The organism is Gemmobacter sp. 24YEA27 (assembly GCF_030052995.1).
In the GTDB taxonomy this organism is placed as follows: Bacteria; Pseudomonadota; Alphaproteobacteria; order Rhodobacterales; family Rhodobacteraceae; genus Pseudogemmobacter.
Genome location: NZ_JASJPW010000001.1, coordinates 1095047 through 1115149 on the forward strand (window position 1 = coordinate 1095047; position 20103 = coordinate 1115149).

Consider the following 20103-nt stretch of genomic DNA (forward strand, 5'->3'; position numbering starts at 1 on the left):
CGCTGAAAATGCAGAGTAATCGCCCGGATGATCCTCCTGGGCGTAAAGTCAGTCTATCTCATTTTCACCCCCCGCCCCTGGCGGTCGGCGGCGCGCAAAAGAAAACCGCTGACACCCGGATGGGGTGCCAGCGGTGTTTTCTGATGACGTCAGCGATCTCAGTCGATGATTGCGTTCAACGTCCTGGATGGGCGCATCACAGCGGCGGTTTTTGCGGCGTCACCATGATAATAGCCGCCAAGATCGACCGGCTTGCCACGATCAGCGCGCAGCTCGGCGGTGATGGTGGCCTCACCTTCCGACAGGGCTTTCGCGATGGGGGCGAATTCCGCAGCCAGTTCGGCGTCGGAATTCTGTTTCGCCAGCGCATCGGCCCAATAAAGCGCGAACCAGAAATGGCTGTCGCGATTGTCGGGCTGACCGGCCTTGCGGCCCGGGCTGCGGTCATGATCCAGGATGCCCTGGGTTGCCTGATCCACGGCTGCGCCAAGGACGCGCGCCTTCTCATTGCCGGTCGCTTCCGCAAGGAAGCTCAGGCTTTCGCCAAGCGCGCAGAATTCACCGAGGCTGTCCCAGCGGAGGTGGTTTTCCTCCATCAGCTGCTGGACATGTTTCGGGGCCGAGCCGCCGGCGCCGGTCTCGAACATGCCGCCGCCCTGCATCAGTTTCACGATGGACAGCATCTTGGCCGAGGTGCCCAGTTCCAGGATCGGGAAGAGGTCGGTCAGGTAGTCACGCAGCACATTGCCGGTGATCGCGATCGAATCCTTGCCCGCGCGGATGGTCTCGAACGAAAGCCGGGTCGCCTCGCGCGGGGCGAGGACCTGGAATTTCGCCTCGACGCCTTTATCCTTCAGGATCGGGCGAACGTAATTCAGCAGTTCCCGGTCATGGGCGCGGGCCTCATCCAGCCAGAAGATCGCCTGGCAGCCTTCGAGCCGCTGGCGGTCGATGGCCAGCTGCACCCAGTCGAGGATCGCAGCCTTGCGGGTCGAACACAGGCGCCAGATGTCGCCTTTTTCCACCTTATGCTCGTGCAGCACATCTCCATTCGCCGCGATGACGCGGACGGTGCCATCCTCGGGGATTTCGAAGGTGGTCGGGTGCGAGCCATATTCCTCGGCCTTTTGCGCCATCAGACCGATATTCTGCACCGTGCCTGCGGTCGCGGGATCCAGCGCGCCGGTTTCTATGAAATATTTCACGCTTTCATCATAGACGGGGGCGTAAGACGTATCCGGGATCACACAGACCGTATCTGCCTCTTTGCCATCCGGACCCCAGCCCTTGCCGCCCGCACGCAAAAGCGCCGGCATCGAAGCGTCGATGATCACATCCGAGGGCACATGCAGGTTGGTGATGCCCTTATCCGAATTCACCATGTAAAGCGGCGGGCGCGCCGCCATGGTCGCGTCGATATCGGCGAGGATTGCCTCGCCATCCGGCAGCGCCCTGATCTGGGCCAGCAGGCTGCCAAGCCCGCCATTCGCATCGAGATCGGCAAGGCCCGGGTGTTTCTCGTAAACCGGCTTCAGCCAGGCCTTCACCACATGGCCGAAGATAATCGGGTCCGAGACCTTCATCATCGTGGCCTTCAGATGGACCGAGAACAGGATGCCTTCGGCTTTGGTCTTTTCGATCTCATCCGCCAGAAACGCATCCAGCGCTTTCGCCGACATGAAAGTCGCGTCCACCACGGTGCCTTCGGGCAGGCTGACACCTTCTTTCAGCACCGTGACCTTGCCGGATGCGCCCGACAGTTCGATCTTCACGGGGCCGGCCTGTGCCGCGCTCAGGGTCACCGAAGTCTCGTTGGAGAAGAAATCGCCGCCCGTCATCGCCGCCACACGGGTTTTGCTGTCTGCCGCCCATTTGCCCATCGAATGCGGATGCGCTTTGGCGTAATTCTTCACCGCTTTCGCAGCACGGCGGTCGGAATTTCCTTCGCGCAATACCGGGTTCACGGCCGAGCCCTTGATCGAATCGTAGCGCGCGCGGATCTCTTTTTCCTCAGCCGTGGCAGGTTCCGCCGGGTAATCCGGCAGCGCGTAACCCTGGCCCTGCAGTTCCCTGATCGCCGCCACCAGCTGCGGGACTGACGCCGACACATTCGGGAGCTTGATCACATTGGCCTCGGGGGTCTTCACCCATTCGCCAAGACCCGCAAGATCATCCGCCTGTTTCTGCGCCGCGGTCAGACGTTCCGGGAAGGCCGAGATGATGCGGCCCGCCAGTGAAATGTCACGGGTCGCAACCGAGATCCCGGCCGCTTTCGCAAAACGCCGGACGATCGGCAGCAGCGAGTATGAGGCGAGTTCCGGTGCCTCATCCACTTTGGTGTAAACGATTGCGGGCATTCCCTTGTCGGCCATGGTCGGCTGATCCTCCGTTAGCGATTCACGTCATCCGCCCGGGGCTGAATGGGGCGGTCAATGCCGGGGCCCCGTGCCTTTGGTGCAGCCCTGACGACCCCGCGCCGGAGCTGCCCTGAGAGGGGCAATTCAACTCTGTGCCTCTTCTGGGCGACAGTTGCCGCCGGTGCAACTGTGCAACTGCAGCAAAGGCTGATTTTTCCGTATTTTCGTCGGTTTTGCGGGGCCAGTAAGGTCCCTCAGGGCCTGATTATCATAACAAGCCCGGGCCTTCCGGCAGAATGTGATCACAACTGGCGGCACAGCGGGGCTTGTGCAAATCCCGACGGGGCCGGAAAACGGGTGAAACACCTGTGAGGAGCCCGCCCGGATGCCCGATTCACATGATACCGCCCATTGGGTGATCACACCCCCGCCGCAGCCGGGCCTGCCGGTCCGGGGAACGGATGCGCGTTTTCCCGTGGGGCGCATTTTCTGCATCGGGCGCAATTATGCCGCCCATGCCGTCGAGATGGGCCATGATCCGGATCGTGAGCCGCCGTTCTTCTTCCTCAAAAGTGCGGACAGCATCCTGACCGGGGCTACGATGCCTTACCCGGCTGCAACCTGCGATCTGCATCACGAGGTCGAGCTGGTGGTGGCACTGTCCAAAGGGGGGCGGGATATACCTGAAAGCGCGGCGCCGGATCATGTCTGGGGCTATGGCATCGGCCTCGACATGACGCGCCGCGACCTCCAGTCCGAGGCGAAAAAGCTCGGCCGGCCCTGGGAGGTCGCGAAAAGCTTCGAAAACTCCGCGCCTTGCGGACCGCTGATGCCAGTGGCCCAGATCGGTCACCCGGTATCCGGCGCCATCACGCTTGATGTGAATGGCAAGCGCCGCCAGGAGGGCGATCTGAACCAGATGATCTGGAAAGTGCCGGAAATCATCGCGGTACTGTCGCGGTTCTTCACCCTTCGCTCCGGCGATATCATCATGACCGGCACCCCTGCGGGCGTCGGAGCGGTGGGGCGCGGTGACCTGCTGGTGGCCCATATCGATGGCATCGGGGATCTCACGCTGCATCTCGCCTGATCCGGCGCGAAGACCTGCACGGGCTTTTCTCTGTGGGCACACTGACCTATGCAGGGCGCATATTCATCAGGAGGCGCCCGTGATCCCCGATCTTGCAACCCTGTTGCCGCTGGTGGCGCTTTTGTTCGTGGTCGGCGCGCTTGCCGGGATCATTGCCGGGCTTCTGGGCGTTGGCGGCGGCATCGTGCTGGTGCCGGCCTTTTTCTATGTCTTCACCGCGCTTGGCTATGGCGGGCCGCAGGTGATGCAGGTCTGCCTCGCGACCTCGCTGGCAACGATCATCTTCACCTCGATCCGTTCCGTCATGGCGCATAACCGCAAGGGCGCCGTCGACTGGGAGGTGCTGAAGACCTGGGCGCCGGGGATTGTGATCGGCGCTATCCTTGGAATGCTGGCAGCAAGCCAGATGCGATCAGACGCGCTTCAGGCGATTTTCGGCGTGCTGGGAATGCTCGTGGGGCTTTACATGGCCTTTGGCAGGCAAAGCTGGCGCATCGCCGACACGATGCCGACCGGGCCGGTGCGGGCCGTGCAATCCTCGGTGCTGGGCTTTCTGTCCGTGCTGATGGGGATTGGCGGCGGATCTTTTGGCGTGCCGCTGATGACGCTTTACGGCGTGCCGATCCACCGCGCTGTGGCGACGGCGTCGGGCTTTGGCATCACCATCGCGGTGCCGTCGGTGATCGGGTTTCTGTTCATGCCGCTGGACCCGGCCACGCGCCCGCCGCTGACGCTCGGCGCGGTGAACCTGCCGGCCTTCGCCGTGGTGATCGGCATCACCATGGTCACCACCAGCTATGGGGTGAAACTGGCCCATGCGATGGACCCGAAGCCGCTGAAACGCATTTTCGCGGTCTTCCTGATCCTCGTCGCGGCCAATATGCTGCGCAAGGCGCTTGGCTGGTAAGGGCAGAAACCTTCCCCTTGGGGTAAGCTGCCGCATTGCCAGGCCCCTGCGGATCGGGCATCTTGCCGCCCGATGACTCGGAACCTTATCCAGAAGCTGACCGGGGCGATGATCGCCTGCCTCATGGTTCTTGCCATGACGGTAACGGCCTATGCGCATAAGGTGCCGGCGGGCAACGATCTTGCCATGCGCAATTTCATCATGGCGGGCGGCAATCTCAACGAGCTGTGCGGCGATGGGATCTTCGCGCCGGGTGATTGTCCGCTGTGCCGGCTGAGCGATACGGCCACCGTGCCCGAGCCGCCTGCGGGTCTGTCAGAAATCACCTATCGCTTTGTTCTGGCGCTGGAGCCGGTGCCTCCGGCCCCCATTCTCGCAGCATTTGCCTGGTCGATCCCCGAGGCGCGCGGCCCTCCTTCCATCTGAGAGCGGATGTCTTGCCACCGGCAGATGCCGGTTACACCTCTGATGGAAAACGGAACAGAACGATGAAAATTCTCAGCGCGGCTCTGGCTGCATTCATGATCTCGGGCGTGGTCTCGGGTGCGGCTTTCGCACATGGTTTTAAGGGCGGCGATCTTGAGATCGGCCATCCCTATATCCCGACCCCGCCCGCTGTGGCGAAAACTGCGGGGGGCTTTCTCAAGATCACCAATACCGGGACCGAACCCGACCGGCTGATCGGGATCGAAAGCGATCTGGCCGAAAAGTCCGAACTGCATGTGACAGAGCTGGATGCGAATGGCGTCACCACGATGAACCATGTGCCGGTGCTGGAAATCCCCGCCGGCGAGACCGTCGCGCTGGAGCGTGGCGGCTATCACATCATGTTCATGGGTCTGAAACAGAGCCTGAAAAAAGGCGAAATGGTTCCCGGCACCCTTGTCTTTGAACGGGCGGGCCGGATCGAGGTGGAATTCTCGATCGATGAACCGAAAGAGGCCGAGGATCATAGCGGTCACTGACCGGGATCCAGGCATCGGCCCGGGTAAAAGAGAAAGGGCGGGTGCCATGCACCCGCCCTTTGCTATTTCCGCGGCAGTGAGGGATCAGGCGTGGATCGCGCCAAGACCGCAGGCCAGCGCCGCTTCGCGCACTGCTTCGGAATAGGTCGGATGGGCGTGGCAGGTCAGCGCCAGATCCTGCGCCGAGGCGCCAAATTCCATCGCGACACAGACCTCATGGATCAGATCGCCCGCACCAGGCCCGATGATATGACAGCCGAGAATGCGGTCGGTATCTTTATCGGCCAGCAGCTTGACGAAACCATCCGCCTGGAACACCGCCTTGGCACGGGCATTGCCCATGAAGGGGAATTTGCCGACTTTATAAGCGCGGCCTTCCTCTTTCAGCTGCTCTTCGGTCTTGCCAACGCTGGCGACTTCGGGCGTCGAATAGACCACGCCGGGGATCACGCCGTAATTCACATGGCCCGCCTTGCCGGCGATAACCTCGGCGACCGCCATACCCTCATCCTCGGCCTTATGGGCGAGCATCGGGCCGGGAACCGCGTCCCCAATGGCATAGATGCCCGGGACCGAGGTCTGCCAGTGGTCATCGACCTTGATCTGGCCGCGCGGCAGGATCTCGACGCCGATGGCCTCGAGGCCCAGCCCGTCGGTAAAGGGTTTGCGCCCGGTGGCGACGAGGACGACATCGGCCTCGATTTCGCCCGCCGAATCGTCTTTTTTCAGCTTCCAGGCAACTTTCGCGCCTTTTTTCGTGCGCTCCACCACCTGGACAGCGGCGCCGAGCACGAATTTGAACCCTTGTTTCGTAAGGATCTTCTGGAAGCTCTTCGCCACCTCGGCATCCATGCCGGGGGTGATCGCGTCGAGATATTCCACAACGGTCACTTCGGCGCCGAGACGGGCATAGACCGAGCCCATTTCCAGCCCGATGACGCCGGCGCCGATCACGACCATGCTTTTCGGGATCTTCGGCAGCGCGAGCGCACCGGTCGAGGTGACAATGACCTGTTCGTCGATGGTGATGCCCGGCAGGACCGAAGGCACCGAGCCGGTGGCGATGATGATGTTTTTCGCGCTATGCACCTCGTCGCCGACCTTGACCTGACCGGCTGCAGGGATCGAGCCCCAGCCCTTCAGCCAGGTCACCTTGTTCTTTTTGAAGAGGAATTCGATCCCCTTCGTGTTCCCGGTCACCACGTCATCCTTGTAGCGCAGCATCCGTTCCCAGTCGACTTTGGGATTGGCGCCCATCAGGCCCATTTTCTCGAAGTTCTCATGAACCTCGTGCAGCTGGTGGGTGGCATTCAGCAGCGCTTTCGACGGAATGCAGCCGATATTCAGGCAGGTGCCGCCAAGGGTTTCACGCCCTTCGACACAGGCGGTTTTCAGGCCAAGTTGCGCGGCATGGATCGCGGCCACATAGCCGCCGGGGCCGCCGCCGATCACGATAACGTCGAAATCTGCCATGGGTGGTTTCCTTGTACTGGCGGAGAGCCGGGGGCTGCCTGCCCCAGGCGAACATCGGTTTTCCTGAACCGGTGGCGCGATTGATGCGCGCACCCCGGGGATATTTGTGGGCCGGAGAAAGTCAGGCCAGGATCTGGATCAGCAGGGCGATCAGCGAGACCGGGTCAGAGCTGCCGAAGAAAAAGAGGAACGGCGGGGAGGCGACTTCCTGCATGGATGCGCTTTCACAAAGGGCCTGGGCCGAACAGGGCGACCCCGGCGAGCGTAAGTGTGGCGATCAGGCCGGCCAGCCAGATGAGCGAGCGCCAGGGGGCAAGGCCAAGCCCGTAGGCCGGGATATAGAGCACGCGGGCCGCGACATAGATCCAGGCGGCGGTGGCGGTAAGGGACGAGGTCTTGCCCGCCAGCACCAGGATCAGCACCAGCGGCGCGAACATCGCCAGCCCTTCGAAGCCGTTTGTGACGGCGCGGCGCAACCGTCCCAGGCGCGGCGACATGTCTACCGTCTGATCGCGCGGGCCGGCATTGTAGCGCGGCCCGAGTTCACGGTTCATCTGCGCCCCGGCAATGCCGATGGCCACAACCTGCAGCAGCACGGCACATGTCAGGGCGCTGAGCTCGGGTGCCATCATGCTGTCCTGATGAATTCTGCCGAGGTGATATGCCCAAGCGCCTGTTGCGCCTTGAGCCATTCACGGGCGGCGGTGGGATCATTGACCGAAAACAGGAAAAGGCGGCCGCCATCGCTGCCGGCCCAGATCTGCAGCTGGGTCAGCCCGGTATCGCCGAAGGCAGGGTCATGCCCGGAAAAGCTTGCAAGGCCGGTGCGGACGAGGACTTGTTCCATTCTTGATCTCCATTCCCGAAAATGACGGCATTGTGCCGAACGTGCTCAGGTATAGCGGGCAGAGCCAGGATCGGTTCCGCCCGCCGCGAGAGGATTATGCGGTGCCTGGCCCGGATCAGAGATCCATAAGCAGACGGCGCGGGTCTTCCAGCGCCTCTTTGACGCGGACGAGGAAGGTCACGGCGCCTTTGCCGTCGACGATGCGGTGATCATAGGAAAGCGCCAGATACATCATCGGGCGGATCACGATCTGGCCGCCCACGACGACCGGGCGATCCTGGATCTTGTGCATGCCGAGGATCCCGGATTGCGGCGGGTTCAGGATCGGCGAGGACATCAGCGAGCCGTAGACACCGCCATTCGAGATGGTGAAAGAGCCGCCCTGCATTTCCGCCATGGTCAGCTTGCCGTCCCGGGCGCGCAGACCAAGCTCGGCGATCTTCTTCTCGATCGCGGCAAAGCCCATCTGATCGGCGTCACGCACCACCGGCACGACAAGGCCCGTCGGCGTCCCGACCGCCACGCCCATATGAACGTAGTTTTTATAGACGACATCGGTGCCGTCGATCTCGGCATTGACCTCGGGCACTTCTTTCAGGGCATGGGTGCAGGCCTTGACGAAGAAGGACATGAATCCGAGCTTGACGCCGTGCTTCTTCTCGAACTGGTCCTTATATTCGTTCCGCAGCTGCATGATCCCCGACATATCCACCTCATTATAGGTGGTCAGCATGGCGGCGGTGTTCTGTGCGTCTTTCAACCGGCGCGCGATGGTCTGGCGCAGGCGGGTCATCTTGACGCGCTCTTCGCGCGCGGCGTCATCGGCAGGCACAGGCGCGCGTGGGATCGCGGCGGGCGCAGGCGCAGGCGCGACAGCAGCGGCCGCAGCGCCCGGGGCACCGGCCACGGCACGCGCCACGTCTTCCTTCATCACCCGGCCATCCTTGCCGGAAGCCTGGACCTGGTCACGGGTGAGCCCGGCTTCGGCCATGGCTTTCTTGGCCGAGGGCGCGTCTTCGACATCCTTGCCTGCCGGGGCGGGCGCGGCTTTCGGGGCCTCGGCTTTGGCAGCGGGGGCTGCAGCTGCGGCGCCGGCGGCACCTTCGCTCACGATCGCGAGACGCGCATTGGCGGCGACGGTCTCGCCTTCCTGGGCGATGATCTCGACCAGAACGCCGGCGACGGGCGAGGGGACCTCGACCGAAACCTTGTCGGTTTCGAGTTCGCAAAGCATCTCGTCCTGGGCCACCGTGTCACCGACCTTTTTGAACCAGGTGGAAACGGTTGCCTCGGACACGGATTCGCCGAGTGCGGGGACCATTACGTCAGTCATCTTCTCAACTCCTTAGCCCCCTTGGTCTGGCGGGCATCAGTCAGATTTCGATTTCCCCGCGCGCGACCCGCGCGGGAGGAAATTCAGTCAGCAAGCGCCGCAGAAACCAGGGCGGTCTGTTCGGCTTTGTGGCGGGAAGCCAGGCCAGTCGCGGGCGAGGCCGAGGCCACGCGGCCCGCATAGGCCGGGCGGGTGGTGGTGCCGCGCACGCGGGTCAGCAGCTGCTCCAGCTCCGGCTCGATAAAGGACCAGGCGCCCTGGTTCTTCGGCTCTTCCTGGCACCAGACAAAATCGGCATGGGCGAAACGCGCCAGTTCGATCTGCAGGGCCACGGTCGGGACCGGGTAGATCTGTTCCAGGCGCAGCAGGTAGACGTCATCGAGACCGCGCGCATCGCGTTCCGCGAGCAGGTCGTAATAGACCTTGCCCGAAGAGATCACCACGCGGCGGATCTTGTCATCGGCCTGCAGTTTCGTTTCCGAATTGCCCTTCTGCGCATCATCCCAGAGGACGCGATGGAAGGTCGAGCCATCGGTGAAATCTTCAGCCTTCGAGATCGCCATCGGGTGGCGCAGCAAGGATTTCGGCGTCATCAGGATCAGCGGCTTGCGGAAATCGCGGTGCAGCTGGCGGCGCAGGATGTGGAAATAGTTCGCGGGCGTGGTGCAGTTCGCCACGATCCAGTTTTCCTCGGCCGAGAGCTGGAGGAAGCGTTCCAGGCGCGCGGAAGAGTGTTCCGGCCCCTGGCCCTCGAACCCATGTGGCAAGAGAACCACAAGACCCGACATCCGCAGCCATTTGCTCTCGCCCGAGTTCACGAACTGGTCGAACATGATCTGCGCGCCATTGGCGAAATCGCCGAATTGCGCTTCCCAGAGCGTCAGGGCGTTTGGCTCTGACAGCGAGTAGCCATATTCAAAGCCCAGGACCGCATATTCCGAGAGCATCGAATCGATGACCTCATAGCGGGCCTGGCCGGCGCGGATATGGTTCAGCGGATAGTACCGTTCCTCGGTCGACTGGTCGACGATGCCGGAATGGCGCTGCGAGAAGGTGCCGCGGGTGCAGTCCTGGCCCGAGAGACGGACCGGGAAGCCCTCGACCTGAAGCGAGCCGAAGGCCAGCGCCTCGGCGGTGGCCCAGTCAAAGCCCTCGCCGGTCTCGAACATCTTCTTCTTGGCCTCGAACAGCCGCGTGATCGTCTTATGGGCGTCAAAGCCCTCGGGCAGGCGCGTCAGCGCGGTGCCGATTTCCTGGAAGGTTTCGGGTTTGATCCATGTCTCGCCGCGCTGGTAATTGTCGGCGCCAGGCCGGCTCATGGATTTCCAGCGCCCGTCCAGCCAGTCGGCCTTGTTGGGTTTGTAATCCTTGCCGGCCTCGAATTCCTCATTCAGATGAGCCTGGAAGGCGGCTTTCATATCCTCGATCTCACCCTCAGGGATGAGGCCGTCTTTCACCAGACGCTCGGTATAAAGCTGCAGCGTGGTCTTTTGCTTGCGGATGTTTTTATACATCGCCGGGTTGGTGAACATCGGCTCGTCGCCTTCGTTGTGACCAAAGCGGCGGTAGCAGAAGATGTCCAGAACCACGTCTTTGTGGAACTTCTGGCGGAATTCGGTCGCGATGCGCGCGGCATGGACCACGGCCTCGGGGTCATCCCCGTTCACGTGGAAGATCGGCGCCTCGACCATCAGCGCGATATCGGTGGGATAGGGCGAGGTGCGCGAGAAATGCGGCGCGGTCGTAAACCCGATCTGGTTGTTCACGATGATATGGATACAGCCGCCGGTGCGGTGGCCCCGGATGCCCGAGAGTTGCAGACATTCCGCCACCACGCCCTGGCCGCGAAAGCCGCGTCGCCATGCAGGAGGATCGGCAGCACGGCCACACGTTCGGCCACGTCATTCAGCTGGTCCTGTTTCGCGCGGACCTTGCCGAGGACGACGGGGTTCACGGCCTCCAGGTGCGAGGGGTTCGCGGTCAGCGAGAGGTGGACGGTGTTGCCGTCAAACGTCCGGTCCGAGGAGGCACCGAGGTGATATTTCACATCGCCCGAGCCGTCGACATCTTCGGGCTTGAAGCTGCCGCCCTGGAATTCGTTGAAGATGGCGCGGTAGGGTTTCGCCAGCACATTGGCGAGAATGTTCAGACGTCCCCGATGCGGCATGCCGATGACGATGTCTTTCACACCCAGCTGACCACCGCGCTTGATGATCTGCTCCATCGCGGGGATCAGCGCCTCGCCGCCATCAAGGCCGAACCGCTTGGTCCCCATATATTTCACATGGAGGAATTTCTCATAGCCCTCGGCCTCGACCAGCTTATTGAGGATGGCGCGGCGGCCCTCGCGGGTGAAGGCGATTTCTTTGCCGTAACCCTCGATCCGCTCTTTCAGCCAGGCCGATTCCTCTGGGTTCGAGATATGCATGTATTGCAGCGCGAAAGTGCCACAATAGGTGCGTTTCAGGATGTCGGTGATCTGGCGCATCGAGGCATGGGTCAGCCCGAGCACATTGTCGAGGAAGATCGGGCGGTCGAGATCGGCCTCGGAGAACCCGTAAGAGGCAGGGTCAAGCTCGGGATGGTTGCTCTCATCGCGCATGTTCAGCGGGTCGAGATCGGCGGCGAGGTGGCCGCGGATCCGGTAGGCGCGGATGATCATCAGCGCGCGGATCGAGTCGATCACGGCGCGTTGCAGCTGGGCCTCGGTCAGATTGACGCCCTGATCCTGCGCCTTGGCCGCGATTTTTGATCCCGCAGCTTTCGCGTCTTTCGCCTGAGACGCCGGCCATTCGCCGGTCAGCGCGGCGGTCAGATCGTCCACCGGCTGTGGCGGCCAGTCGGCGCGCGCCCAGGACGGGCCGGCGGCGGCCTTTCTCGCATCGGCCTCGCTGTCACCAAGCGCGCGGAAGAATTCTGCCCAGGCGGCATCGACCGAATTCGGGTCAGCCGCATAACGCGCCTGAAGCTGGTCGATGTAATCGGCATTGGCCCCGTCCATGAAAGACGAGGCATTGAAAGCGGCGGTGGGGGACTGGTCGGTCATGACTGGACCTCGGAGGAGTTGGGACCGTAACGGTTGGGACCGGGCGAGGATGGCAGCGCCATATGCCCGAAGAGAGAGGCGCCGGCGAGAAGCCCGGTTGGCGGATGGATATCGGCGGGATTGGTATCGCTGTCGGCCAGTCTGCGGGCCGAGACGGCTGCAATCGGCAAAAGCGTCAATGCCGCAAGGCCCAGGCTTTGCGGCAGAGTGATATCGGGGACAGTGCCGTGCAGAAGCGCGAATGCAGTTACGGGCATTGCGAGGCCGGGCAACAGGAACACCCGCCATTCGGAGCGGGAAGCCCGCCCCGAAAACCGGAAAGACCGCAGGAAGCTGGTCTTTATGGCCTGCGCCAGTCGCATGATCAGCCCTTGATTGCTTTCAGCACAGCCTCGCCCAGCGTCGCGGGGCTGTCTGCCACCACGATGCCTGCGCTCAGCATGGCCTCGATTTTCGATTCCGCGTCACCTTTGCCGCCTGCGACGATCGCACCGGCATGACCCATGCGGCGCCCGGGAGGGGCGGTGCGGCCGGCGATGAAGCCAGCGGTCGGCTTCCAGCGGCCCTTTTTCTTCTCATCCGCCAGGAATTGCGCAGCTTCCTCTTCGGCGGAACCACCGATTTCGCCGATCATGATGATCGAATGGGTCTCAGGATCCGCGAGGAACATTTCCAAAACGTCAAGATGCTCGGTGCCCTTGATCGGGTCGCCGCCGATGCCGACAGCCGAAGACTGGCCGAGGCCGACATCGGTGGTCTGCTTCACCGCTTCATAGGTAAGCGTGCCCGAACGCGAAACAACACCCACTGAGCCGACCGAGAAGATATTGCCGGGCATGATGCCGATTTTGCATTGCGAGGGCGTCATGACGCCAGGGCAGTTCGGCCCGATCAGGCGCGATTTCGAGTTAATCAGCGCGCGCTTGACCTTCATCATGTCGAGAACCGGGATGCCCTCGGTGATCGCCACGATCAGCGGGATCTCGGCATCGATCGCTTCGAGGATCGAATCCGCTGCGAAGGGCGGCGGCACATAGATCACGGTCGCATCGGCGCCGGTCTTTTCGACCGCATCATGGACCGAGTCGAAAACCGGCAGACCGAGGTGGCTTGAACCACCTTTGCCCGGGGTCACACCGCCGACCATTTTCGTGCCATAGGCAATCGCCTGCTCGGTGTGGAAGGTGCCCTGCGAGCCGGTGATGCCCTGGCAGATGACCTTGGTGGTATTGTTGATCAGAACGGCCATCCGGGCCTCCTTGAAGGTAACTTTTTGCAGATGTCGGCCTGGACGGACCAGGATGACGCATGTTCTTCGCTTTTGCCCGGCCTGCCTCAGGCCGGGATTACTTTGCGGTGCCGACCGCGATCATGGCGGCATTACCCGCCTGATACATGTCGTATTTCGCATCATAGCTGTTGCGTGTGGCCGTGCGGCTGTCGCGGGTCGGGCAGGTGATGATGATCTCGCGCCCGTCGACACGGCCCGCCTTTGCCATCTCTGCCTGCTCCTGGCAGACAGTAATGGGGTCGTTCTCCGGCGTCGCGTAACCGCCGCTGCACGCCGCAAGGGCGGACAGAAGAACGAGAGCAGGCACGGTCAGTCTGATGCGCATCTGATTGCTTCCTTACTGTAAACTCATTCTGCGGGTCCTGACCCGGAGGGCCACTAATCGGTCTGGGCCCACATGAAACTCACGCCACTGGTGTCTGCGGACGTACAGGTGGGGTCATTGCCCGAAGAGGTGACTTCTGCCCGCAGGCCGTCATTCTGCAGGTCGAACGAGAGACAGCCGTCTTCGCCGGTCTCTTCCACCGACGTCTGTCCCCCCGCCGCGATGACCGCCGACAAAAGCGCCGCCGCCCGGTCAGAGCCGATGGTTTCCGATTGCACGAGGCAATAGCCGCCATCGCTCCAGGTCAGGGCGTAGATTTCCTCGGGGCCGGCGATTTCAGAGAAACCGGCCTCGTCATCGGTTTCGACATCCCAGCCTGCGGCCCGGAACGCTTCGGTCGCCTGATTGCCGGCGCCGCCAAGCGACAGACAGGTGGCATAGGCGGCCTGCAAAAGATCCTCGCCCTGCGCGGTCGCGAGCGCCGCAGCGGGTGCTGCGTTCCCGGCCAGTGCAGGCCGGGCCACCGGGGCGAAAAGCAGTGTGAAAGCCAGAAGACAGCGGATCATGGCGCGGCTCATTCCTCCAGGTCGATTATGGCTCTTGGTCCTGCCGTTCCCGGCCCGCCTTGTCGAAACCGGCGATCAGCATGGCCCCGGCGAAAGCCGGGGTTCTGGCGCAGGCTTCGGCGCAAAGGGCAAGGTTTCGGGCCATCGCGCGCATCGGGATCAGCCCTTGACCGCCTTGACGATCTTTTCTGCGGCATCCGACAGATCATCGGCAGCGATCACATTGAGACCGCTGTCATTGATGATCTTCTTGCCAAGATCGACATTGGTGCCTTCAAGACGAACCACCAGCGGCACCTTCAGCCCGACCTCTTTCACCGCCGCAATCACGCCCTCGGCGATGATGTCGCAGCGCATGATGCCGCCGAAGATGTTCACAAGGATGCCTTTGACGTTCGGGTCAGAGGTGATGATCTTGAAAGCCTCGGTCACTTTCTCTTTGGTGGCGCCGCCGCCGACATCAAGGAAGTTCGCCGGTTCCGCGCCGTAAAGCTTGATGATGTCCATCGTCGCCATGGCAAGGCCTGCGCCATTCACCATGCAGCCGATTTCCCCATCGAGCGCGATATAGTTCAGATCGAATTTCGACGCTTCGAGTTCCTTCGGATCTTCCTCGGATTCGTCGCGCAACGCGGCGATATCGGCATGGCGGTAGATCGCATTGCCGTCAAAGCCCATCTTGGCATCAAGCAACTTGAGATTGCCGTCGGTCATCACAACCAGCGGGTTGATCTCGAGCATGTCCATGTCTTTGTCGATGAAGAGCTTATAGAGGTTCTTCACGATGCCGACGGCCTGCTTGACCTGCGCGCCCTTCAGGCCAAGCGCGAAAGCGACGCGGCGGCCGTGAAAATCCTGCAGTCCGGTGGCCGGATCGACGGTGATGGTGTGGATTTTCTCGGGCGTCGAATGCGCGACCTCTTCGATATCCATGCCGCCTTCGGTCGAGGCCACGATCGAAATGCGCGAGGTCTGGCGGTCGATCAGCAGCGCAAGATACAGCTCGCGCTCGATGTCGGAACCGTCTTCGATATAGATGCGGTTGACCTGTTTGCCGGCCGGGCCGGTCTGAATCGTGACCAGCGTGCGTCCGAGCATCTGACGCGCGAATTCAGCGGCTTCTTCCACCGATTTCGCGAGGCGCACACCGCCCTTGTCACCGGCTTCCGGCTCCACGAATTTGCCCTTGCCGCGACCGCCGGCATGGATCTGCGACTTTACGACCCAGAGCGGCCCGTCCAGCTCGCCTGCGGCGGTCTTGGCGTCTTCCGCTTTCAGGACGACACGCCCATCGGAAACCGGGATGCCATAGGACCGGAGAAGCGCCTTGGCCTGATATTCGTGGATGTTCATGGGGCCGTATTCCCGTATTCGGTGATGATCTGGCGCAGTTCTGGCACGGATCATCCGGCCTGGCCAATCCTATCCGCCCGCATCCGGGATATAAGGCGAAAATCCGCGCTTTGTGATCACGAATTTTCTGGCTGTGATCACAGAATTTCAGCCGTGATCACATTTGTTGCAACTGTCGGGAATCAAGGGCGTGACAGAGTCGCAGGCCGCGTGATTCGTGTTAGCGGCATCAGTTGAACAGCACCGCGAAAAGTACGGCATCGCCCTGCATCAGCCGCTCAAAGTCCGACCAGGCCTGGCCCGACATCACCACGCCTTTCTCAGCATAGGGCAGCAGCGCTTCGCCCTGGATCATCCCGATCAGATCCACCTTCGGCGGCGCCTCGAACAGCTTTTTCAGGCTGATCCCGGCCTCGGCCCCATAGCGCCAATGCGGCATCAGGATCTCACCTTTCAGGAGCTTTTCGGCATCGGCCAGCACCGCCTGCCATTGTGCGGCGGTGCCCGGCGGCAGCTGCAGCCCAAGCGCCGAGAGCTGCTTCTCATTCGGGATCCATTCGCGGTCATTATCGGTCTCAGCCTCGACGAGAGTCCAGAAGCGGCGGTTCTCTTCAATCATCGCGAGGAAATGGCCATGGGCTTTGGCGGCAAGGGCGGCATCGGGCTCCTGGGCCAGGGCCTGAAGGATGATCGTGACCCGGTCGACCTGATTGCCGAACATCATATCCCAGGCATTGGGGGGCGGGGTGTCCCCCAAAGTGCATGCATGTCGCGGGTCGATTGCAGGATGCGATCGGTCGCCGGACCGGGGTCATAGGCCTGGAAGACCGTGGCCGTCCCGGAAATCAGATGCGTATAGGCCGTAAGCCAGGCGGAGTCGGATCCATCGAAACGGATGACGATCTGGCCGGCTTCGGGGGCCATGCCCCAGAGGCCGAGCGCTTCCACCGCGACATCCGCAATGGCTTCGCCCGGATCGCGCTGGCCATTCGCGTTGATGTCGAACCACAGATCGGCGAGGTCGATCTCGAGCCCGAAATCGCGGTTCCCGACCTGGTCAAGGGCTGCGCGGGCCTCGTCCATTCCCGTGGTGATACCAGCGATCAGTGTGGTGATGTCCTGGCCCCGGATCTCACGCGCCTCCGGGTTGGGCGGGATCGGGAGGCGCAGGATCGGAAGCTCGGACCAGTCCGCCTCCAGCCCCACCTGCCACCGAAGTTGCAGCGCCTGCTCGACGGCGCCGAGGAAGCGCAGCCCGGCCAGCGCAAAGGCCTCTTCCCCGGTCGGCGCGTTCAGCGCCGCAAGCCGGGATTGCGTGGCCTGGATCCCCTTGTCGCGGATCTCATGCGACAGATCGAGTGGCCCGGCAAAGGCGAGGCCAGGCATCAGCGAAAGCAGAGTGGCACAAAGAAAGCGGTGCATGGGGACCTCCGGTATTGCGGTGAAAAGGATGCGGAGGGGGGAGAGGGCGGTCAAGAGGCGCTGCAGGCCACCCGGGGTGCGGAATTCCCAACGTTCGAAAGAGAGGGGGCCTGCCCCCTCGCGGCTATGCCGCTCACCCCGGGGATATTTAAGGACAGATGAAAAGGCGAAGAGAGAGTGCCGATTTCATCTGTCCTTAAATATCCCCGCCGGAGGCTTCCTCAGATGTCAGGAGCCGCGGGGGTCGAGCACTGCGAGGGCCTGGCCGCGGGGCAACAGGTCTTCCCGCCAGCGGATCGAGAAACCAGCTGCCTCAGCATCTGCTGCGATATCGGCGCTGCTGCGATGCCAGGGCGGGCGGTTTGGATGGGTTACCACGCCGTCGCGCTGGCGGAACGGGCCGGTGTGATCTGCGGGGGCGAGGAAGACGGTCAGCATGAGCTTGCGCAGCGCGGGGAAGCGATGGCGCAGGTTTTTCAGCGCAGGCAGCAGGGGGGCGGCGGGCAGATGGGTAAAGACGCCCCAGCACAGCGCGAAGGTGATGGTTTCCGGCAGGCCCGGGAAGCGGAAGGAATTGTCCTCAATCAGCTGTTCTTCGGGCAGGCGCGATCGGGCTTCGGGCGTCAGCTCCTCCGCATAGCCGCGCAACATCAGCGCACGGGAGGCATCGGTGCCCCAGTAATGGCCGGGGTCGAGCCAGGGCACCAGCATATGGCCAAGCCTGAGGCAGCCGCAGCCGATATCGAGGAAATGATCCTGCCGCGTGAGCCCCTCATCAAGGATCACCTGCATCTGATGCAGCGCGGTTTCTTCCCAGCGGCCGCCGACGATGTCGCGGTGTTTGCCACGCGCCAGCGCATCCTCGTAGAAGCCAGGCTTCAGATAGGGCGAGGCGAGGGTCATGTGCCTGTGGCGGCGCGGGTGGCGATGCCCTGCATCAGGGCGACAGCCTGCGCCATGTCCTGGAGGCTGACCCATTCGCGCGGCCCGTGGATTTCCTGCATGCCGGTGAAAAGATTGGGGCAGGGCAGGCCAAGCTCGGTCAGCCTTGAGCCATCGGTGCCGCCCCGGATCGGGACCGAGACCGGATCAAGACCAATATCGCGGGCGGCGGCGCGGGCGAGATCGACAGGCGTCATGTCGGTCTCGAGCCAGTAGCGCATATTGCGGTATTGCGGGCTGATCCTGCAGGTGATTTCCGCGCGGGGCTCGGTCAGCGCGAGGGCCTCGCAGGCGCGGGTCAGCATCTCGCCTTTGGCCTTCAGCCCGTCCAGTTCGAAATCGCGCAGGATGAAATGGATCACCATTTCCGAGGAGCCACCGGTCATCCCGACCGCATGGATGAAGCCCTCGCGGCCTTCGGTCACCTCGGGCTGCATCGTGGCTTGCGGCAGGAAAGCGATCAGTTTCGCGGCAAGGTGGATCGCATTGACCATCTTGCCTTTGGCCCAGCCGGGATGGATCGAGACGCCCTTGATCGTGACTTCGGCGCCATCGGCCGAGAAGCTTTCATATTCGATCTCGCCGGGATTGGCGCCATCGAAGGTGAAGGCGAAATCGGCGCCGATGTCTTTCGGCAGGCGCGGATCGACGCCGCGGCCGATCTCTTCATCCGGGGTGAAGGCGAGGCGGATCTCGGGATGGGCGGGTTTATCTGCAATCAGGCGGCGGGCCGCGGCCATGATGATGGCGATGCCGGCCTTGTCATCGGCGCCAAGCAGCGTGGTGCCCGAGGCGGTGACGATGTCATGACCCTGGCGGAGGCCAAGGCCGGATGAGGTCTCGGGCGAGAGGATCAGCGCCGGATTGTCGGGAAAGGTGATCTCGCCGCCATTATAGTCCCGGATGACGCGCGGTTTTACCCCGGTCGCATTGAATTGGGGGGCGGTGTCCATATGGGCGAGGAAGGCAATCACCGGGCCGGGGGCTGTGGCTGGTATGGTCGCCAGCACGGCGCCGTAATCGGTGACGCGGATGTCGGTTGCGCCGATTTCGGCGAGCTCGGATTTCAGCAGCCGCGCCATATTCAGCTGGATCGCGGTCGAGGGCTGCGAGGGGCTTGCCGGGTCGCTCTGGCTGTCGATGGCGCAGTAGCGGGTCAGGCGGTGTTCGAGCTCGGTGATAAGGCTGGACATGGGCATGCCTGGGATCTGGCCGGGTGGGGGCGCTGCCCCCGTCTGCCTCTGGCAGCCTCCCCCGGGATATTTAGGGACAGATGAAATTTCAGGTTTTTTTGCGGGCGGCGGCGGCGGATTTCATCCGCTCAAGCAGGGCAGCCTTCTTTTCGGCGGCGGCCTTGTCTTTCGGGGCGCCGCGACGGGGCAGGTCGAGGGCGTGCTGGGTGTCTTTGGCGTTTTTGGGATTGCCGGATTTGGAATAGTCCATGGCGGGCTCCTTGTCGTTTTATGTGGCATGACGCAAAGGGGGCGGCGGGGCAAGAGGCGAGGTCTCAGCAGGTCAGGGCGCGCGCGGGATCCTGAGGCCGAGCCAAACCGAAAGGACACGGATGGCGAAGGTGGCGGTCAGGGCCAGGGCGGTGGTGATCAAAGGCGGCCAGCCGAGATGATCGCCGAGAATCACGAGGCCCGCGCCGATAATGGCGGCGACCGCGTAGATATCTTCGCGCAGCACGCGGGGGATCTCGGTCACCAGCAGGTCGCGTATTACGCCGCCTCCGACTGCGGTCAGCACGCCGATCATGCAGGCGCTTGCGGGGGGAGGCCGAAAATCAGGGCTTTCTGTGTGCCCGCTACTGTGAAGGTGCCAAGGCCAAGCGCGTCCAGCAGCATCACCGGTTTCGAGGCGCGTTCGATCAGGCGGTGGAAGAAGAAGGCGGTCAGCCCCGCGATAAGCGTTACCACGAGATAGGACGGGTCGCGCAGCACTGCTGCCGGCTGGTCGCCGATGGCCATATCGCGGATCGCGCCGCCCGCCGTGGCGGCGGCCGTGGCCAGCACGATCACCCCGAAAAGATCAAGCTGGCGGCGTACGGCCAGCATGCCTCCGGACAGGCCGAAGACATAAGTGCCGGTCATATCGAGCCACCACAGGAGCGAGGCGTAATCCGCCGCCATCCAGTTCATCGCTGTCTCCGCCTTTGCCTTGCCGATGATCCTGGCCTGATGCCC

General features: G+C 62.8%; 20 protein-coding genes and 1 pseudogene. 4 read left to right on the forward strand and 17 right to left on the reverse strand.

Annotated elements, in window-relative coordinates:
• Positions 1-158: 158 nt before the first annotated feature.
• A complete protein-coding gene (locus QNO18_RS05415; RefSeq protein WP_283176866.1) occupies positions 159-2372 on the reverse strand; it encodes an NADP-dependent isocitrate dehydrogenase in 2214 nt (737 codons plus the stop codon).
• Positions 2373-2742: 370 nt separating this feature from the next.
• Here QNO18_RS05415 and QNO18_RS05420 point away from each other — a divergent pair, with 370 nt between their 5' ends.
• The 4 genes from QNO18_RS05420 to QNO18_RS05435 all read left to right on the forward strand — a co-directional run bounded on the left by QNO18_RS05420 (position 2743) and on the right by QNO18_RS05435 (position 5319).
• The gene (locus QNO18_RS05420; protein WP_283176867.1) at positions 2743-3447 is read left to right on the forward strand and encodes a fumarylacetoacetate hydrolase family protein; all 705 of its coding nucleotides are present in this window, start codon (positions 2743-2745) and stop codon (positions 3445-3447) included.
• A gap of 82 nt (positions 3448-3529) precedes the next feature.
• Positions 3530-4354, forward strand: coding sequence for a sulfite exporter TauE/SafE family protein (locus QNO18_RS05425; RefSeq protein WP_283178749.1), 825 nt, complete (start codon positions 3530-3532; stop codon positions 4352-4354).
• 72 nt (positions 4355-4426) lie between these two features.
• Positions 4427-4780, forward strand: a complete 354-nt coding sequence (locus tag QNO18_RS05430; RefSeq protein ID WP_283176868.1) for a hypothetical protein — start codon at positions 4427-4429, stop codon at positions 4778-4780.
• Between the two features lie 62 nt (positions 4781-4842).
• A complete protein-coding gene (locus QNO18_RS05435) occupies positions 4843-5319 on the forward strand; it encodes a copper chaperone PCu(A)C (protein ID WP_283176869.1) in 477 nt (158 codons plus the stop codon).
• Between the two features lie 84 nt (positions 5320-5403).
• Here the strand turns inward: QNO18_RS05435 and lpdA are convergent, their stop codons facing one another.
• The 16 genes and pseudogenes from lpdA to QNO18_RS05515 form a co-directional block, all read right to left on the reverse strand.
• Positions 5404-6792, reverse strand: coding sequence for a dihydrolipoyl dehydrogenase (gene lpdA / locus QNO18_RS05440; RefSeq protein WP_283176870.1), 1389 nt, complete (start codon positions 6790-6792; stop codon positions 5404-5406).
• Positions 6793-7016: 224 nt separating this feature from the next.
• On the reverse strand, positions 7017-7421 hold the full coding sequence (locus QNO18_RS05445; RefSeq protein ID WP_283176871.1) for an MAPEG family protein: 405 nt from the start codon (positions 7419-7421) through the stop codon (positions 7017-7019).
• Positions 7421-7639, reverse strand: a complete 219-nt coding sequence (locus QNO18_RS05450) for a hypothetical protein (RefSeq protein WP_283176872.1) — start codon at positions 7637-7639, stop codon at positions 7421-7423. The genes QNO18_RS05445 and QNO18_RS05450 overlap by 1 nt, the downstream gene beginning before the upstream one ends.
• A 115-nt stretch (positions 7640-7754) precedes the next feature.
• Positions 7755-12018, reverse strand: a pseudogene (locus tag QNO18_RS05455) (2-oxoglutarate dehydrogenase E1 component).
• Positions 12015-12380 carry a DUF805 domain-containing protein gene (locus QNO18_RS05460; RefSeq protein WP_283176873.1) on the reverse strand — a complete coding sequence of 122 codons (366 nt, stop codon included), beginning with the start codon at positions 12378-12380 and terminating at the stop codon, positions 12015-12017. The pseudogene QNO18_RS05455 and the gene QNO18_RS05460 overlap by 4 nt, the downstream one beginning before the upstream one ends.
• A 2-nt stretch (positions 12381-12382) precedes the next feature.
• Positions 12383-13267 carry a succinate--CoA ligase subunit alpha gene (gene sucD / locus QNO18_RS05465; protein ID WP_198836081.1) on the reverse strand — a complete coding sequence of 295 codons (885 nt, stop codon included), beginning with the start codon at positions 13265-13267 and terminating at the stop codon, positions 12383-12385.
• 97 nt (positions 13268-13364) lie between these two features.
• A complete protein-coding gene (locus QNO18_RS05470; RefSeq protein ID WP_283176874.1) occupies positions 13365-13634 on the reverse strand; it encodes a hypothetical protein in 270 nt (89 codons plus the stop codon).
• Between the two features lie 53 nt (positions 13635-13687).
• Positions 13688-14200, reverse strand: a complete 513-nt coding sequence (locus tag QNO18_RS05475; protein WP_283176875.1) for a hypothetical protein — start codon at positions 14198-14200, stop codon at positions 13688-13690.
• Between the two features lie 159 nt (positions 14201-14359).
• A complete protein-coding gene (sucC, locus tag QNO18_RS05480) occupies positions 14360-15553 on the reverse strand; it encodes an ADP-forming succinate--CoA ligase subunit beta (protein ID WP_092901045.1) in 1194 nt (397 codons plus the stop codon).
• A 229-nt stretch (positions 15554-15782) separates the two neighbouring features.
• A complete protein-coding gene (locus tag QNO18_RS05485; protein ID WP_283176876.1) occupies positions 15783-16274 on the reverse strand; it encodes a hypothetical protein in 492 nt (163 codons plus the stop codon).
• Positions 16274-16975, reverse strand: a complete 702-nt coding sequence (locus QNO18_RS05490; RefSeq protein ID WP_283176877.1) for a hypothetical protein — start codon at positions 16973-16975, stop codon at positions 16274-16276. The genes QNO18_RS05485 and QNO18_RS05490 overlap by 1 nt, the downstream gene beginning before the upstream one ends.
• Positions 16976-17203: 228 nt before the next feature.
• Positions 17204-17878, reverse strand: a complete 675-nt coding sequence (locus QNO18_RS05495) for a class I SAM-dependent methyltransferase (protein WP_283176878.1) — start codon at positions 17876-17878, stop codon at positions 17204-17206.
• Positions 17875-19110, reverse strand: a complete 1236-nt coding sequence (gene pepT, locus QNO18_RS05500) for a peptidase T (protein WP_283176879.1) — start codon at positions 19108-19110, stop codon at positions 17875-17877. The genes QNO18_RS05495 and pepT overlap by 4 nt, the downstream gene beginning before the upstream one ends.
• An 88-nt stretch (positions 19111-19198) precedes the next feature.
• Positions 19199-19360: a hypothetical protein gene (locus tag QNO18_RS05505; protein ID WP_171909590.1), complete on the reverse strand. Its 162-nt coding sequence runs from the start codon at positions 19358-19360 to the stop codon at positions 19199-19201.
• Positions 19361-19432: 72 nt separating this feature from the next.
• A complete protein-coding gene (locus tag QNO18_RS05510) occupies positions 19433-19675 on the reverse strand; it encodes a TRIC cation channel family protein (protein WP_283176880.1) in 243 nt (80 codons plus the stop codon).
• Positions 19672-20058, reverse strand: a complete 387-nt coding sequence (locus QNO18_RS05515; RefSeq protein WP_283176881.1) for a TRIC cation channel family protein — start codon at positions 20056-20058, stop codon at positions 19672-19674. Before QNO18_RS05515 ends, QNO18_RS05510 begins: the two co-directional genes overlap by 4 nt.
• Positions 20059-20103 lie beyond the last annotated feature (45 nt).

Coding starts and splice junctions, on each gene's coding strand:
- QNO18_RS05415 (WP_283176866.1), bottom strand. CDS start 2,372: ATGGCCGACAAGGGAATGCCCGCAATCGTTTACACCAAAGTGGATGAG.
- QNO18_RS05420 (WP_283176867.1), top strand. CDS start 2,743: ATGCCCGATTCACATGATACCGCCCATTGGGTGATCACACCCCCGCCG.
- QNO18_RS05430 (WP_283176868.1), top strand. CDS start 4,427: ATGACTCGGAACCTTATCCAGAAGCTGACCGGGGCGATGATCGCCTGC.
- QNO18_RS05435 (WP_283176869.1), top strand. CDS start 4,843: ATGAAAATTCTCAGCGCGGCTCTGGCTGCATTCATGATCTCGGGCGTG.
- lpdA (WP_283176870.1), bottom strand. CDS start 6,792: ATGGCAGATTTCGACGTTATCGTGATCGGCGGCGGCCCCGGCGGCTAT.
- QNO18_RS05445 (WP_283176871.1), bottom strand. CDS start 7,421: ATGGCACCCGAGCTCAGCGCCCTGACATGTGCCGTGCTGCTGCAGGTT.
- QNO18_RS05450 (WP_283176872.1), bottom strand. CDS start 7,639: ATGGAACAAGTCCTCGTCCGCACCGGCCTTGCAAGCTTTTCCGGGCAT.
- QNO18_RS05460 (WP_283176873.1), bottom strand. CDS start 12,380: ATGCGACTGGCGCAGGCCATAAAGACCAGCTTCCTGCGGTCTTTCCGG.
- sucD (WP_198836081.1), bottom strand. CDS start 13,267: ATGGCCGTTCTGATCAACAATACCACCAAGGTCATCTGCCAGGGCATC.
- QNO18_RS05470 (WP_283176874.1), bottom strand. CDS start 13,634: ATGCGCATCAGACTGACCGTGCCTGCTCTCGTTCTTCTGTCCGCCCTT.
- QNO18_RS05475 (WP_283176875.1), bottom strand. CDS start 14,200: ATGATCCGCTGTCTTCTGGCTTTCACACTGCTTTTCGCCCCGGTGGCC.
- sucC (WP_092901045.1), bottom strand. CDS start 15,553: ATGAACATCCACGAATATCAGGCCAAGGCGCTTCTCCGGTCCTATGGC.
- QNO18_RS05485 (WP_283176876.1), bottom strand. CDS start 16,274: ATGTTCGGCAATCAGGTCGACCGGGTCACGATCATCCTTCAGGCCCTG.
- QNO18_RS05490 (WP_283176877.1), bottom strand. CDS start 16,975: ATGCACCGCTTTCTTTGTGCCACTCTGCTTTCGCTGATGCCTGGCCTC.
- QNO18_RS05495 (WP_283176878.1), bottom strand. CDS start 17,878: ATGACCCTCGCCTCGCCCTATCTGAAGCCTGGCTTCTACGAGGATGCG.
- pepT (WP_283176879.1), bottom strand. CDS start 19,110: ATGTCCAGCCTTATCACCGAGCTCGAACACCGCCTGACCCGCTACTGC.
- QNO18_RS05505 (WP_171909590.1), bottom strand. CDS start 19,360: ATGGACTATTCCAAATCCGGCAATCCCAAAAACGCCAAAGACACCCAG.
- QNO18_RS05510 (WP_283176880.1), bottom strand. CDS start 19,675: ATGATCGGCGTGCTGACCGCAGTCGGAGGCGGCGTAATACGCGACCTG.
- QNO18_RS05515 (WP_283176881.1), bottom strand. CDS start 20,058: ATGAACTGGATGGCGGCGGATTACGCCTCGCTCCTGTGGTGGCTCGAT.